Below are 14,360 nucleotides of genomic sequence, written 5' to 3' on the forward strand. Positions count from 1 at the left end.
TATTCTCCCCCTCTTATTTATCAGGTCTTGTTTTCTTTTTTATTTTATGTAAAGATATGTGTCAAGACAACTGTAAAGAAGGTATAACTATGGATGTAATGACAGACGTCGTTATTATTGGCAGTGGTATTGCTGCACTTCAAGCTGCCTTACTGCTTGAAAAACATTTTCAGGTACAAATCGTGACAAAGTCAGCGGTGCATGTTAGTAGCTCTTATCGTGCACAAGGCGGTGTGGCTGCTGTTACAAGCGAGGAAGATGATATTGAATACCATATTGCGGACACATTGAAGGCGGGAGAATACCATCATGAAAAAGAGCATGTAGAAGCACTAATAAAAGATGGGGCAAAAATAATAAGGAACTATCTAAAATCAGGGCTTCCCATTGATCGACACAGCAATGGAAAACCTGCGTTAGGCTTAGAGGGAGCACATAGTCATCATCGTATCCTACATGCAGGTGGTGATCGAACTGGTCAAATTTTTATGGATTACTTGCTTCATAAACTATCACCTAAAACAAAGATTAATTGTTATGAAATGGCTTATGAGCTTTTACTGAATACAGATGGTGACTGTGTAGGTGTGCTGACAAAGGGACGACACGGTATCAAACGTTATTTTGCTCATCATATTATTCTAGCGACAGGCGGTGCAGGTGCTCTTTACTCCTGCACATCGAATTATTCAACAAATACTGGCGATGGTATTGCTTTAGCCTTTCGTGCAGGTGCTGCCATTAGTGATATGGAATTTATGCAATTTCATCCAAGCTTGCTATGGTGTGAAAATAAAGCGAAGGGATTAGTTTCAGAAGCTGTGCGAGGCGCTGGCGGTGTATTTGTGGATGCTCAACGTCACTCCATTATGAAAGGCTTACATGCACAGCTTGATTTAGCGCCCAGACATATTACTGCACTTGCACTTTATCACAAGCGTGTTGCTGGTGAGGAAACGTTTATTGATATTGCTAGCATTAATAATTTTAGAACGAGATTTCCAACGATTGCACAGCTCTGTGATGACAATCAAATTGATTTACAGAATAGCTTAATCCCTGTCGCACCAGGCAGTCATTTTTTAATGGGGGGTATTATCGCTGACGATAAAGGACGAACTACGATAGCCAACTTATATGCAGTTGGTGAAGTCGCCTGTACTGGCGTGCATGGTGCAAACCGTTTAGCTAGCAATTCCTTATTGGAAGGTATTACATTTGGGCAAAAAATGGCGCAGTTCATTATTCAAAAAGGCTGTCATCAAAAAAATTTCATACTCCATCACCATAAATGCTCTGACTCATTACCATCTTTATTCAGTAAGGAGCAATTACAGCAACAGATGATGCAGTTTTTAGGCATTGTTCGAAATAATGAAGACATGCAGCATTTTGTACAGCAATTGCCTTCATTACAATCACTGCTCCATGTTCATTTACAAGGATTGGAGCAGGCAGAGCTGGAATTACTGCTGATGCATATTGTCGCAACTTTAATGGTGCATGCTGCCATCACAAGAACAGAAACACGCGGGGCGCATATTCGTACGGATCAGCCTAAGATGGAGGCACAATGGGCAAACCGCTGGATTATTTTTTCACAAGGACAAATGAAAGTGAGGAACTCTTTGTATGAATATCATCAAGCTCGAGGAAATGCTCAAGCAATTTTTTAATGAGGATATAGGTGATGGGGATTTATCAAGTGAATTTATATTTTCTGCTAAACAAGAAGGGGCTTTTTCTTTTTATGCAAAAGAAAGTGGTATTTTTTGTGGCGTACCCATTATTGAGCATGGCTTTCTTCTACTTGATCGCTCAATGGAAATCCAGCTAAATAAGCAAGATGGTGATGCAGTAGCGGCCGGAGATGTGCTCGCTGTTATTAAGGGCCCCTTGCAGAAATTATTAATGGGTGAGCGCGTTATTTTAAACCTTATTCAACGTATGTCTGCTATCGCGACAGCCACCCATCAAGCTGTTCAAAAAATAAAAGGAACCCATGCGAAAATATGTGATACACGTAAAACGATTCCTGGTTTGCGTATGCTCGATAAGTATGCTGTGAGAATTGGTGGCGCTTATAATCATCGTCATGGTCTATATGATGCAATTATGTTAAAGGATAACCACATTGCTTTTGCTGGTGGCATAACAAAGGCCGTTCAAATCGCTCGTGCAAAAGTTGGTCATACGGTTAAAATTGAAGTTGAAATTGAAACAAAGGCACAACTGGAGGAAGCCATCACAGCAGGAGCGGATATTATAATGTTTGATAATCGTAGTCCTGAAGAAATACGTGCATGGCTTCCTACTGTTCCCCCTTCTATTGCAACAGAGGCTTCAGGAGGTATTACATTTGAAAATTTACAGGCTTATGCGCAATCAGGTGTTCAGTGGATTTCACTTGGTTCATTAACACATTCAGTGACAGCATTTGATATTAGTGCACTTGTACAAATGAAAGGAGATCGTTCCCTTGTCCATTACTAGTTTATTACAACAAACGACATTACTGCCTGAGCATTATCGGACACTATCCGTAAAGGAAATGGAATCTCGTATTTTAGCAATCAAAAAGAAGTTAGGACATAAGCTATTTATTCCAGGTCATCACTATCAAAAGGATGAAGTCATTCAATTTGCTGATGCAACAGGGGATTCCCTACAGCTCGCCCAATTATCAGCAGCCAACAAGGAAGCTGAGCATATTGTATTTTGCGGTGTTCATTTTATGGCAGAAACTGCCGATATGCTCACAACAAAACAACAGCATGTTTATTTACCAGATATGCGAGCTGGCTGTTCGATGGCGGATATGGCGGATATTTATCAAACAGAGCAAGCATGGCCAATTCTTCAGGGATTCTTTGGCGATACTATTCTTCCCTTAACCTATGTAAACTCAACTGCTGCCATTAAAGCTTTTACAGGGAGGCATGGAGGGGCATGTGTCACATCATCCAATGCAAAAGAGCTTGTACAATGGGCTTTTACGCAAAAACAACGTATTTTATTTTTGCCTGACCAACATTTAGGAAGAAATACTGCCTATGATTTAGGCGTTCCTCTCGAAAATATGGCTGTGTGGAATCCACATGCAAATAAACTAGAAACAAAGCAGCTCTTAGAAGATATTCAAGTTATTTTATGGAAAGGTCATTGTTCTGTGCATGAAGGGTTTACAGTTCATCATACAGAAAATGTTCGTAAAGAATATCCAAATATGAGGATTATTGTTCACCCTGAATGCAGTCGTGAGGTTGTGGCAGCAGCTGATGATGCAGGCTCAACAAAATACATTATTGATACCCTCAATCAAGCACCAAGCGGCTCAGCTTGGGCTATTGGTACAGAGATGAACCTTGTCAATCGTATTATTAAACAGCATCCAGATAAACATATTATCTCATTAAATGAAAACTTCTGCCCTTGCTTAACAATGAATCGAATCGACCTTCCACATTTGTTATGGTGTCTTGAAAGCATTGAGCAGGGACAGCCACATAATCGTATACAGGTAGATGAACAGACGACAGCTGAAGCGCTTAGTTCCCTAGAAAGAATGCTAGCCAAAAGATAAATTTTAAAAGCAGAAACGTTGTGAAATCAATGTTTCTGCTTTTTTAGTTAGAAAGCATCATTAGAATTATAAAAGCGGGTGAAATTGACATAGCTTTTATTGCTATGCTACTGTCGAGTTGGAGGTGATAAAAAAATGGCTTTTCAATCAAAAAATATTTTCATCAATTTACCAGTAAAAGATCTGAGCAAATCTATCACATTTTTTCAGGAATTAGGCTTTGAGTTCAATCAACAATTCAGCGATGAAACAACAGCATCAATGATTATTAGTGAAAATATCTTCGCTTTAATAATGGTCGAAGAGCGCTTCAAAGAATTTACGAAGAAGGAAATTACCGATACTACATCTTCTGCAGAAGCGATTTTATGCCTATCTGCTGAAAATCGAGAACAGGTTGACCAATTAGTAAATAAGGCACTAGCCTCTGGTGGTAAATCATATAGTGATCCACAAGATCATGGATTTATGTACGGTTGGGGTTTCCAGGATTTAGATGGACATATCTGGGAAGTAGTTTATATGGATGAAAATGCAATGAACCAAGAATAAAAGTACTAAATCAAAACGTTAACCTAAATAAACTCCGATTTCTTTATACTTTCAATGCAATAAGGTAGTTACCCAAAAGTGATCAAAACGTCGAAAGCCCTATGCCTTCCGTTTCATCACTTTTGTTTTATTATTAACACCTTTAGTTTAATCATATTATCTTATCCACCGATTGATCAGGGCTTTCCGTCAGTTTCACGCGTCGATCCGTTTATCAGGTGCGACTCTCTCTATCTTTTGAACAGAAAAAAGTGCAATAGATGACTGTTCATCTACTGCACTTTGTATGACCCGTACGGGATTCGAACCCGTGTTACCGCCGTGAAAGGGCGGTGTCTTAACCACTTGACCAACGGGCCCATGGCGGAGAAGGAGGGATTTGAACCCTCGCGCCGGTTACCCGACCTACACCCTTAGCAGGGGCGCCTCTTCAGCCTCTTGAGTACTTCCCCATATAAAAAATGGCTCCGAAGGCAGGACTCGAACCTGCGACAACCTGATTAACAGTCAGGTGCTACTACCAACTGAGCTACTTCGGAATAATGGTGGGCCTAAATGGACTCGAACCATCGACCTCACGCTTATCAGGCGTGCGCTCTAACCAGCTGAGCTATAGGCCCTTGGAGCGGGTGATGGGAATCGAACCCACGACATCAGCTTGGAAGGCTGAGGTTTTACCATTAAACTACACCCGCATAAATGGTGGGTCAGGACGGAATCGAACCGCCGACACTTAGAGCTTCAATCTAATGCTCTACCAACTGAGCTACTGACCCATATTTTAAAATAAATGGCGGTCCCGACCGGGATCGAACCGGCGATCTCCTGCGTGACAGGCAGGCATGTTAACCGCTACACCACGGGACCTTTTGGTTGCTTTCGCACAGAAAAATTGGTTGCGGGGGCCGGATTTGAACCAACGACCTTCGGGTTATGAGCCCGACGAGCTACCACTGCTCCACCCCGCGATAATCATATGTTATTTCGAGTTTTTCAAGCACCATTTATAAAGACATAAAACTGGAGGAGGTAGAGGGATTCGAACCCCCGCGCGGTCTTACCCGCCTGTCGGTTTTCAAGACCGATCCCTTCAGCCAGACTTGGGTATACCTCCGTTACAATATATAAATGGTGGACCTTGCAGGACTCGAACCTGCGACCGGACGGTTATGAGCCGTCTGCTCTAACCAACTGAGCTAAAGGTCCTTTAAGATGGCGGCAGAGGGGATCGAACCCCCGACCTTACGGGTATGAACCGTACGCTCTAGCCAGCTGAGCTACGCCGCCAGGATCTTTATACTGGTTAATTTACTTATGGTGGAGCCTAGCGGGATCGAACCGCTGACCTCCTGCGTGCAAGGCAGGCGCTCTCCCAGCTGAGCTAAGGCCCCATAACGATTTTTGAAATGGTCGGGAAGACAGGATTCGAACCTGCGACCCCTTGGTCCCAAACCAAGTGCTCTACCAAGCTGAGCTACTTCCCGTTCGTTCTTTTGGCGCGCCCGACAGGAGTCGAACCCATAACCTTCTGATCCGTAGTCAGACGCTCTATCCAATTGAGCTACGGGCGCATTTTAAATGGTGCCGAGGACCGGAATCGAACCGGTACGGTAGTCACCTACCGCAGGATTTTAAGTCCTGTGCGTCTGCCAGTTCCGCCACCCCGGCACATTTGGAGCGGAAGACGAGGTTCGAACTCGCGACCCCCACCTTGGCAAGGTGGTGTTCTACCACTGAACTACTTCCGCATGTGCATACGTTTTTTATCTGGCAATGAAAATAATGGTGCGGGTGAAGGGAGTCGAACCCCCACGCCTTGCGGCGCTAGATCCTAAGTCTAGTGCGTCTGCCAATTCCGCCACACCCGCTTATTATTATTTCAAAATGGTGAGCCATGAAGGACTCGAACCTTCGACCCTCTGATTAAAAGTCAGATGCTCTACCAACTGAGCTAATGGCTCGGAAAATGGTGCCGGCTATAGGAATCGAACCCACGACCTACTGATTACAAGTCAGTTGCTCTACCTGCTGAGCTAAACCGGCATATGGTGGAGGATGACGGGCTCGAACCGCCGACCCTCTGCTTGTAAGGCAGATGCTCTCCCAGCTGAGCTAATCCTCCTGGGTAATATGCCTAGCGACGTCCTACTCTCACAGGGGGAAGCCCCCAACTACCATCGGCGCGAAAGAGCTTAACTTCCGTGTTCGGGATGGGAACGGGTGTGACCTCTTTGCCATTATCACTAGACTTGCACATGGATGTGCTGGCTTCTGCGTTGCAACACGGATGTTGCGTTCTTAGCAGAAGTTCCTTTTTTAAAGCTTCAAAATATATCGTATCTTAAAACTTTTTTGAAAGGGTTATTCTTTCAAAACTGGATAAACGGTGCATTGAATAGTTTAAACATTTTGGTTAAGTCCTCGATCGATTAGTATTCGTCAGCTCCATATGTCGCCACACTTCCACTTCGAACCTATCTACCTCATCGTCTTTGAGGGATCTTACTTACTTGCGTAATGGGAAATCTCATCTTGAGGGGGGCTTCATGCTTAGATGCTTTCAGCACTTATCCCGTCCACACATAGCTACCCAGCGATGCCTTTGGCAAGACAACTGGTACACCAGCGGTGTGTCCATCCCGGTCCTCTCGTACTAAGGACAGCTCCTCTCAAATTTCCTACGCCCACGACGGATAGGGACCGAACTGTCTCACGACGTTCTGAACCCAGCTCGCGTACCGCTTTAATGGGCGAACAGCCCAACCCTTGGGACCGACTACAGCCCCAGGATGCGATGAGCCGACATCGAGGTGCCAAACCTCCCCGTCGATGTGGACTCTTGGGGGAGATAAGCCTGTTATCCCCGGGGTAGCTTTTATCCGTTGAGCGATGGCCCTTCCATGCGGAACCACCGGATCACTAAGCCCGTCTTTCGACCCTGCTCGACTTGTAGGTCTCGCAGTCAAGCTCCCTTGTGCCTTTACACTCTACGAATGATTTCCAACCATTCTGAGGGAACCTTTGGGCGCCTCCGTTACCTTTTAGGAGGCGACCGCCCCAGTCAAACTGTCCGCCTGACACTGTCTCCTGCCCCGCTTAGGGGCATGGGTTAGAATTTCAATACAACCAGGGTAGTATCCCACCGACGCCTCCTTCGAAGCTGGCGCTCCGAGATCTCTGGCTCCTACCTATCCTGTACAAGTTGTACCAAAATTCAATATCAGGCTACAGTAAAGCTCCACGGGGTCTTTCCGTCCTGTCGCGGGTAACCTGCATCTTCACAGGTACTATAATTTCACCGAGTCTCTCGTTGAGACAGTGCCCAGATCGTTACGCCTTTCGTGCGGGTCGGAACTTACCCGACAAGGAATTTCGCTACCTTAGGACCGTTATAGTTACGGCCGCCGTTTACTGGGGCTTCAATTCGCAGCTTCGCTTGCGCTAACCACTCCTCTTAACCTTCCAGCACCGGGCAGGCGTCAGCCCCTATACGTCACCTTACGGTTTTGCAGAGACCTGTGTTTTTGCTAAACAGTCGCCTGGGCCTATTCACTGCGGCTCTCTCGGGCTTTCACCCTATCAGAGCACCCCTTCTCCCGAAGTTACGGGGTCATTTTGCCGAGTTCCTTAACGAGAGTTCTCTCGCACACCTTAGGATTCTCTCCTCGACTACCTGTGTCGGTTTGCGGTACGGGCACCTCTCACCTCGATAGAGGCTTTTCTTGGCAGTGTGAAATCAGGAACTTCGTCCATACGGACTCGCCATCACAGCTTGGCGTTACAGTGTGCGGATTTGCCTACACACACGCCTATCTGCTTGGACGCGCATATCCAACAGCGCGCTTACCCTATCCTCCTGCGTCCCCCCATTTCTCAAACGGTGAGGAGGTGGTACAGGAATATCAACCTGTTGTCCATCGCCTACGCCTATCGGCCTCGGCTTAGGTCCCGACTAACCCTGAGCGGACGAGCCTTCCTCAGGAAACCTTAGTCATACGGTGGACGGGATTCTCACCCGTCTTTCGCTACTCATACCGGCATTCTCACTTCTAAGCGCTCCACCAGTCCTTCCGGTCTGACTTCAACGCCCTTAGAACGCTCTCCTACCACTGACATCGTAGATGTCAATCCACAGCTTCGGTGAATCGTTTAGCCCCGATACATTTTCGGCGCAGCGTCACTCGACCAGTGAGCTATTACGCACTCTTTAAATGATGGCTGCTTCTAAGCCAACATCCTGGTTGTCTGTGCAACGCCACATCCTTTTCCACTTAACGATTACTTGGGGACCTTAGCTGGTGGTCTGGGCTGTTTCCCTTTTGACTACGGATCTTATCACTCGCAGTCTGACTCCCGTGTATAAATATCTGGCATTCGGAGTTTGTCTGAATTCGGTAAACCGGGATGGCCCCCTCGTCCAAACAGTGCTCTACCTCCAGTATTCTCATCACGAGGCTAGCCCTAAAGCTATTTCGGAGAGAACCAGCTATCTCCAGGTTCGATTGGAATTTCTCCGCTACCCACACCTCATCCCCGCACTTTTCAACGTGCGTGGGTTCGGGCCTCCAGTAAGTGTTACCTTACCTTCACCCTGGACATGGGTAGATCACCTGGTTTCGGGTCTACGACCACGTACTATTTCGCCCTATTCAGACTCGCTTTCGCTGCGGCTCCGCCTTCTACAGCTTAACCTTGCACGTAATCGTAACTCGCCGGTTCATTCTACAAAAGGCACGCTATCACCCATTAACGGGCTCTAACTACTTGTAGGCACACGGTTTCAGGATCTCTTTCACTCCCCTTCCGGGGTGCTTTTCACCTTTCCCTCACGGTACTGGTTCACTATCGGTCACTAGGTAGTATTTAGCCTTGGGAGATGGTCCTCCCGGATTCCGACGGAATTTCACGTGTTCCGCCGTACTCAGGATCCACTCTGGAGAGAACGAACTTTCGACTACAGGGCTGTTACCTGCTCTGGCGGACCTTTCCAAGTCGCTTCATCTAACTCGCTCTTTTGTAACTCCGTATAGAGTGTCCTACAACCCCAAGAGGCAAGCCTCTTGGTTTGGGCTCTTCCCGTTTCGCTCGCCGCTACTCAGGGAATCGATTTTTCTTTCTCTTCCTCCAGGTACTTAGATGTTTCAGTTCCCTGGGTCTGCCTTCAAGACGCTATGAATTCACGTCAAGATCCTACGCGATTAAACGTAGTGGGTTCCCCCATTCGGAAATCTCCGGATCAAAGCTCACTTACAGCTCCCCGAAGCATATCGGTGTTAGTGCCGTCCTTCATCGGCTCCTAGTGCCAAGGCATTCGCCGTGCGCCCTTAATAACTTAACCAAGTTACTAAGCCTAAAAAAACTTAAAAAATAAATGTGTTTGTTGCTGTCGCTGCGCTTTCGCACAAAAACAGCTTGTTACAATTTCAATGTCGTTTTATCCAGTTTTCAAAGAACAAAGCTACTGCCTGCTTCTACTTCTTCGCAGCTTTGCGACGAAAGCGTAGCGACAGGAGCACATATATGAAGTGTTTCATTCAGAAAGAATGAACCTTCAAAACTGAACGCAAAACGTAATCATTGTTTCATCCTCGATGAAACCTTCCGTAAATATCCTTAGAAAGGAGGTGATCCAGCCGCACCTTCCGATACGGCTACCTTGTTACGACTTCACCCCAATCATCTATCCCACCTTCGGCGGCTGGCTCCAAAAGGTTACCTCACCGACTTCGGGTGTTACAAACTCTCGTGGTGTGACGGGCGGTGTGTACAAGGCCCGGGAACGTATTCACCGCGGCATGCTGATCCGCGATTACTAGCGATTCCGGCTTCATGTAGGCGAGTTGCAGCCTACAATCCGAACTGAGAACGACTTTATCGGATTAGCTCCCTCTCGCGAGTTGGCAACCGTTTGTATCGTCCATTGTAGCACGTGTGTAGCCCAGGTCATAAGGGGCATGATGATTTGACGTCATCCCCACCTTCCTCCGGTTTGTCACCGGCAGTCACCTTAGAGTGCCCAACTAAATGATGGCAACTAAGATCAAGGGTTGCGCTCGTTGCGGGACTTAACCCAACATCTCACGACACGAGCTGACGACAACCATGCACCACCTGTCACCGTTGCCCCCGAAGGGGAAACTATATCTCTACAGTGGTCAACGGGATGTCAAGACCTGGTAAGGTTCTTCGCGTTGCTTCGAATTAAACCACATGCTCCACCGCTTGTGCGGGCCCCCGTCAATTCCTTTGAGTTTCAGTCTTGCGACCGTACTCCCCAGGCGGAGTGCTTAATGCGTTAGCTGCAGCACTAAGGGGCGGAAACCCCCTAACACTTAGCACTCATCGTTTACGGCGTGGACTACCAGGGTATCTAATCCTGTTTGCTCCCCACGCTTTCGCGCCTCAGCGTCAGTTACAGACCAGAAAGTCGCCTTCGCCACTGGTGTTCCTCCAAATCTCTACGCATTTCACCGCTACACTTGGAATTCCACTTTCCTCTTCTGCACTCAAGTCCCCCAGTTTCCAATGACCCTCCACGGTTGAGCCGTGGGCTTTCACATCAGACTTAAAGGACCGCCTGCGCGCGCTTTACGCCCAATAATTCCGGACAACGCTTGCCACCTACGTATTACCGCGGCTGCTGGCACGTAGTTAGCCGTGGCTTTCTAATAAGGTACCGTCAAGGTACAGCCAGTTACTACTGTACTTGTTCTTCCCTTACAACAGAGTTTTACGATCCGAAAACCTTCTTCACTCACGCGGCGTTGCTCCATCAGGCTTTCGCCCATTGTGGAAGATTCCCTACTGCTGCCTCCCGTAGGAGTCTGGGCCGTGTCTCAGTCCCAGTGTGGCCGATCACCCTCTCAGGTCGGCTACGCATCGTCGCCTTGGTGAGCCATTACCTCACCAACTAGCTAATGCGCCGCGGGCCCATCCTATAGCGACAGCCGAAACCGTCTTTTAGTCTTTTACCATGAAGCATAAGAGATGATTCTGTATTAGCCCCGGTTTCCCGGAGTTATCCCAAACTATAGGGTAGGTTGCCCACGTGTTACTCACCCGTCCGCCGCTAACGTTGAAGGAGCAAGCTCCTTCTCTGTTCGCTCGACTTGCATGTATTAGGCACGCCGCCAGCGTTCGTCCTGAGCCAGGATCAAACTCTCCATAAAAGAAATTTGATTTGCTCAAATTGTTTTGCTGGCATCAATTTTGATGTCCAAAATTTTTGTTTTGTTCACTAGCCAAAACTAGCTACTTAAAACTTGATTGATTACGTTTTGCTTGTTCAGTTTTCAAGGTTCATTTTATTTCAGTCGTTTTTCAGCGACTTCATTATTTTAACTTGTTTCTAACAAGAAGTCAACATTTTTCTTAAAAAATCTTTTTTAAACGTTCCTTCTTGTTAAGGACAAGTAATAATATATAATATAGCATTTTAAAAATCAAGTACTTTTTGCAAAAAAGTTAAAAATCTTTTTTATATCCACGACAAATAATAGAATTCCTGTTAGTACAATAACACCCCCGATAATTTGCGTTACAATTAAATACTCTTTAAAAATAAACCATGCTAAAATGGCCGCTCCTACAGGCTCAAACAATATGGCTATTGAGACTACATTGGTACTAACATATTTAATGGACCAATTAAACAGAGTATGACCCAAGAAATTAGGTACTAACGCCAATAATAAAAACCATAGCCAATCCATTGAAGTTTGAGGCGCCAATGATTCTCCCTTCATCAACACATAGATAAATAAAGTAATCGTACTAACAACATAAACAATCATTGTATAGGTCATCAAAGATAATCGTTTACGTACATCTTGTCCCAGCAAAAAATAGGCTGTCACAAGTGCACAGGCGATAAGAGCTAGTATATCACCATAAAATGCAGTACCGCTTACTTTAAAATCACCCCAACTTATTAAAATACTTCCGACAATAGCTATTGCCCCCGCCATAATTGTTTTCATCGTTAACGTTTCTTTAAAGAAAAAATATGTGCCTACAAATGCAAACAATGGCTGTAACGTCACTAGCACGGTTGAGCTTGCTACTGATGTATAGTTTAGTGATTCAAACCATAAAATAAAATGAAATGCTAAAAATATTCCTGCAATTGAAGAAAATAGCCAATCTCTTCTACTTAACTTCGTTAACTCCTTTGTGTACTTCCCCAAAAACAATGGTGCCATGATTAGCACAGAAAATAACATACGATAAAATGCAATGACACCAGCCTCTGCTTGCGCTAATTTAACAAAAATAGCAGATAAGGATACTGAGATAACACCTATTATAATAGGGATATATGGATGCATTTTAGGCTTATCCATCATGTCCCACCTCCATTAAAGATACTTATACTTCCTCACTTTTGTAGTGTACAATACAAAAAAGTAAGGTACATATAATAATGACAGTTTGCATATCTCTTAGCAATACGAAATATCTAGGGAGGGTTGTGTATGGAAACATTATTAGAAAACATGATTACATATGAGGTTGGCATAAAATTAGTAATTGCAGCCACATTAAGTTTAGTGATCGGTATTGAAAGGGAATTAAAAAAGAAACCCGTTGGATTAAAAACAAGTTTAGTCATTGCTACATTCAGCTGCTTGCTAACAATTATCTCTATTGAAACGGCCTACTCAACCCCTGCTAGAGATGATATCAATATTACGATGGATCCTCTTCGCTTAGCTGCACAGATTGTCAGTGGAATTGGTTTTCTTGGAGCAGGTGTTATTTTAAGACGTGGCAATGACAGCATTACAGGCTTAACAACCGCTGCTATGATATGGGGAGCTGCTGGTATTGGGATCGCAGTTGGTGCAGGCTTTTATATGGATGCAACATTGGCAGTGATTATTATTGTTTTTGGCATTGAAATTTTGTCACCCTTCCTCATGAAAATTGGCCCTAAGCGTATTCGCATGCGAGAGATTTTATTAAAGGTTCAAATTGAAGATGCCACCTATACCGAATCCTTTTTATTATTTTTAAAGGACAATAACATCATCATTGAAAATATTCGCATTAAAGATATACCTTTAAAAAACGATGATGTTTTACACGAGCTAGATTTACGTCTATCGTTAATCGTCTCTGATAATTTATTATCCTTTTATCATTCATTACGAGAGCTATCTTATATAGAAAAAATCGAAATGGAAATTTTAAACTAGCTGGAGGACTTATATGGCAGAATTATTGAAACTACTAAAGGATGGAAATAAACCTTCTCTACTAGCAGCATGTGTGAATACCTTTTTAGGAATTATTAAAGGAATTGCCTTTTTCTTTACAGGGAATGTAGCGATGTTTGCAGAAATGATGCACTCTCTCGGTGATGCGGCAAACCAATTCTTTGTCTATATTGGCTCAGCGCTTTCCAAAAAGCCACCCACCAAACAATTTCCTAGTGGCTTTGGTCGTATTGTTAATTTAGTATGCTTATTTGCTGTTATTATTGTAGCCATTCTTTCTTATGAAACAATCAAGGAAGGCTGGCATCATTTTCTACATCCTTCAGGAGAATCTAGTGGGATACTGATTGCGCTTGGCGTACTATTTATAGGGATTGTTTTAGAAGGCACGGTGCTCGCCAAAGCAGCTGTGGAAATCTTACATGAAGCTGGACAAGAAAAGGCTGGCATCACAGCTATTCCGAAAGCATTTCCTTATTTAAATCGTGCAAAGCCCGCAACCAAGTTAGTGTTTATGGAAGATTTAGTAGCTACTAGTGGGAATATTTTAGCCTTCGCTGCGATTGTGATTGCTTATTTCACAGGATGGGGAAGAATAGAAGGACTTGTATCAATGATTATTGGAGCCATGATGTTTTATGTTGTTGGGAAAGTTTTCTTAGATAATGCTCGTGGTGTTATTGGTGAAACAGATGAACAAATGTTAAATCACATTGCCTATCTTGTCATGGATGATCCCAATATTAAGGATATTGTACGCCTCGAGGTAATTAAAGAAGGAGAGTTTTTACATGTTGAATTAGTAGCTGAAGCAGATCCCAAATTATCCTTGGCCTTTTTAGATGATGTTCGTGACCATTTAACAGAGATCCTATTAAGTCAAAAAGGTGTAGCTAAAGTGGCCATTTTATTTGATGAGGATGATGGAAAAACAAGCTGGGTGCATGTTGACGAAAGACACGACAACTCTTTTTAATTCGACATGACAAATAGCCAATTGCCATATT

General features: G+C 44.5%; 7 protein-coding genes, 20 tRNA genes and 3 rRNA genes. 6 read left to right on the top strand and 24 right to left on the bottom strand.

Going from position 1 to position 14,360, the window contains the following annotated elements; genetic code table 11:
* Positions 1-89: 89 nt before the first annotated feature.
* From nadB to MHB44_RS17200, 4 genes are all read left to right on the top strand, one after another.
* Positions 90-1,676: an L-aspartate oxidase gene (nadB, locus tag MHB44_RS17185; RefSeq protein WP_341300165.1), complete on the top strand. Its 1,587-nt coding sequence runs from the start codon at positions 90-92 to the stop codon at positions 1,674-1,676.
* Positions 1,633-2,493: a carboxylating nicotinate-nucleotide diphosphorylase gene (gene nadC / locus MHB44_RS17190; protein WP_341300166.1), complete on the top strand. Its 861-nt coding sequence runs from the start codon at positions 1,633-1,635 to the stop codon at positions 2,491-2,493. The genes nadB and nadC overlap by 44 nt, the downstream gene beginning before the upstream one ends.
* On the top strand, positions 2,480-3,583 hold the full coding sequence (gene nadA, locus MHB44_RS17195; protein WP_341300167.1) for a quinolinate synthase NadA: 1,104 nt from the start codon (positions 2,480-2,482) through the stop codon (positions 3,581-3,583). Before nadC ends, nadA begins: the two co-directional genes overlap by 14 nt.
* A 135-nt stretch (positions 3,584-3,718) precedes the next feature.
* Complete coding sequence (locus MHB44_RS17200; RefSeq protein WP_341300168.1) at positions 3,719-4,135, top strand: VOC family protein; 417 nt, start codon at positions 3,719-3,721, stop codon at positions 4,133-4,135.
* A 287-nt stretch (positions 4,136-4,422) separates the two neighbouring features.
* Here the strand turns inward: MHB44_RS17200 and MHB44_RS17205 are convergent.
* From MHB44_RS17205 to MHB44_RS17320, 24 genes are all read right to left on the bottom strand, one after another.
* Positions 4,423-4,494, bottom strand: a tRNA-Glu gene (locus MHB44_RS17205).
* A gap of 2 nt (positions 4,495-4,496) precedes the next feature.
* A tRNA-Ser gene (locus tag MHB44_RS17210) sits at positions 4,497-4,587 on the bottom strand.
* A 10-nt stretch (positions 4,588-4,597) separates the two neighbouring features.
* Positions 4,598-4,674, bottom strand: a tRNA-Asn gene (locus MHB44_RS17215).
* Positions 4,675-4,678: 4 nt separating this feature from the next.
* Positions 4,679-4,755, bottom strand: a tRNA-Ile gene (locus MHB44_RS17220).
* A gap of 1 nt (position 4,756) precedes the next feature.
* A tRNA-Gly gene (locus MHB44_RS17225) sits at positions 4,757-4,830 on the bottom strand.
* A 5-nt stretch (positions 4,831-4,835) separates the two neighbouring features.
* Positions 4,836-4,911, bottom strand: a tRNA-Phe gene (locus MHB44_RS17230).
* A gap of 15 nt (positions 4,912-4,926) precedes the next feature.
* A tRNA-Asp gene (locus MHB44_RS17235) sits at positions 4,927-5,002 on the bottom strand.
* Between the two features lie 26 nt (positions 5,003-5,028).
* Positions 5,029-5,103: transfer RNA gene (locus MHB44_RS17240), tRNA-Met, on the bottom strand.
* A gap of 53 nt (positions 5,104-5,156) precedes the next feature.
* Positions 5,157-5,249 (bottom strand) — tRNA-Ser (locus MHB44_RS17245).
* 15 nt (positions 5,250-5,264) lie between these two features.
* Positions 5,265-5,341 (bottom strand) — tRNA-Ile (locus tag MHB44_RS17250).
* A 7-nt stretch (positions 5,342-5,348) separates the two neighbouring features.
* Positions 5,349-5,422, bottom strand: a tRNA-Met gene (locus MHB44_RS17255).
* 28 nt (positions 5,423-5,450) lie between these two features.
* Positions 5,451-5,526: transfer RNA gene (locus tag MHB44_RS17260), tRNA-Ala, on the bottom strand.
* A 16-nt stretch (positions 5,527-5,542) separates the two neighbouring features.
* Positions 5,543-5,619 (bottom strand) — tRNA-Pro (locus MHB44_RS17265).
* Positions 5,620-5,629: 10 nt separating this feature from the next.
* Positions 5,630-5,706 (bottom strand) — tRNA-Arg (locus MHB44_RS17270).
* 8 nt (positions 5,707-5,714) lie between these two features.
* Positions 5,715-5,803 (bottom strand) — tRNA-Leu (locus MHB44_RS17275).
* Positions 5,804-5,808: 5 nt separating this feature from the next.
* A tRNA-Gly gene (locus MHB44_RS17280) sits at positions 5,809-5,883 on the bottom strand.
* A gap of 35 nt (positions 5,884-5,918) precedes the next feature.
* Positions 5,919-6,003: transfer RNA gene (locus tag MHB44_RS17285), tRNA-Leu, on the bottom strand.
* A gap of 17 nt (positions 6,004-6,020) precedes the next feature.
* Positions 6,021-6,096, bottom strand: a tRNA-Lys gene (locus MHB44_RS17290).
* A 6-nt stretch (positions 6,097-6,102) separates the two neighbouring features.
* Positions 6,103-6,178: transfer RNA gene (locus tag MHB44_RS17295), tRNA-Thr, on the bottom strand.
* Positions 6,179-6,181: 3 nt separating this feature from the next.
* Positions 6,182-6,257, bottom strand: a tRNA-Val gene (locus MHB44_RS17300).
* Between the two features lie 10 nt (positions 6,258-6,267).
* Positions 6,268-6,383: ribosomal RNA gene (gene rrf / locus MHB44_RS17305) — 5S ribosomal RNA — on the bottom strand.
* 161 nt (positions 6,384-6,544) lie between these two features.
* A 23S ribosomal RNA gene (locus MHB44_RS17310) occupies positions 6,545-9,473 on the bottom strand.
* Between the two features lie 279 nt (positions 9,474-9,752).
* Positions 9,753-11,304, bottom strand: a 16S ribosomal RNA gene (locus tag MHB44_RS17315).
* Together the 16S, 23S and 5S rRNA genes with 20 tRNA genes alongside form the textbook arrangement of a ribosomal RNA operon.
* Positions 11,305-11,577: 273 nt before the next feature.
* The gene (locus MHB44_RS17320; RefSeq protein ID WP_341302994.1) at positions 11,578-12,477 is read right to left on the bottom strand and encodes a DMT family transporter; all 900 of its coding nucleotides are present in this window, start codon (positions 12,475-12,477) and stop codon (positions 11,578-11,580) included.
* A gap of 132 nt (positions 12,478-12,609) precedes the next feature.
* Between MHB44_RS17320 and MHB44_RS17325 the strand changes: the two genes are divergently transcribed.
* Together MHB44_RS17325 and MHB44_RS17330 are read left to right on the top strand one after the other, a co-directional pair.
* Positions 12,610-13,332: an MgtC/SapB family protein gene (locus tag MHB44_RS17325; RefSeq protein WP_341300169.1), complete on the top strand. Its 723-nt coding sequence runs from the start codon at positions 12,610-12,612 to the stop codon at positions 13,330-13,332.
* 13 nt (positions 13,333-13,345) lie between these two features.
* A complete protein-coding gene (locus MHB44_RS17330) occupies positions 13,346-14,329 on the top strand; it encodes a cation diffusion facilitator family transporter (RefSeq protein WP_341300170.1) in 984 nt (327 codons plus the stop codon).
* The last annotated feature ends 31 nt before the right edge of the window (positions 14,330-14,360 follow it).

Origin of the sequence: Lysinibacillus sp. FSL H8-0500 (assembly GCF_038051955.1) — a bacterium.
GTDB classification, from domain to species: domain Bacteria; phylum Bacillota; class Bacilli; order Bacillales_A; family Planococcaceae; genus Lysinibacillus; species Lysinibacillus macroides.

Bases quoted from the DNA above. Each gene is read 5' to 3' on its own strand.
- MHB44_RS17200 (WP_341300168.1), top strand. From the start codon at position 3,719: ATGGCTTTTCAATCAAAAAATATTTTCATCAATTTACCAGTAAAAGAT.
- nadB (WP_341300165.1), top strand. From the start codon at position 90: ATGGATGTAATGACAGACGTCGTTATTATTGGCAGTGGTATTGCTGCA.
- nadC (WP_341300166.1), top strand. From the start codon at position 1,633: ATGAATATCATCAAGCTCGAGGAAATGCTCAAGCAATTTTTTAATGAG.
- MHB44_RS17320 (WP_341302994.1), bottom strand. From the start codon at position 12,477: ATGGATAAGCCTAAAATGCATCCATATATCCCTATTATAATAGGTGTT.
- MHB44_RS17330 (WP_341300170.1), top strand. From the start codon at position 13,346: ATGGCAGAATTATTGAAACTACTAAAGGATGGAAATAAACCTTCTCTA.
- MHB44_RS17325 (WP_341300169.1), top strand. From the start codon at position 12,610: ATGGAAACATTATTAGAAAACATGATTACATATGAGGTTGGCATAAAA.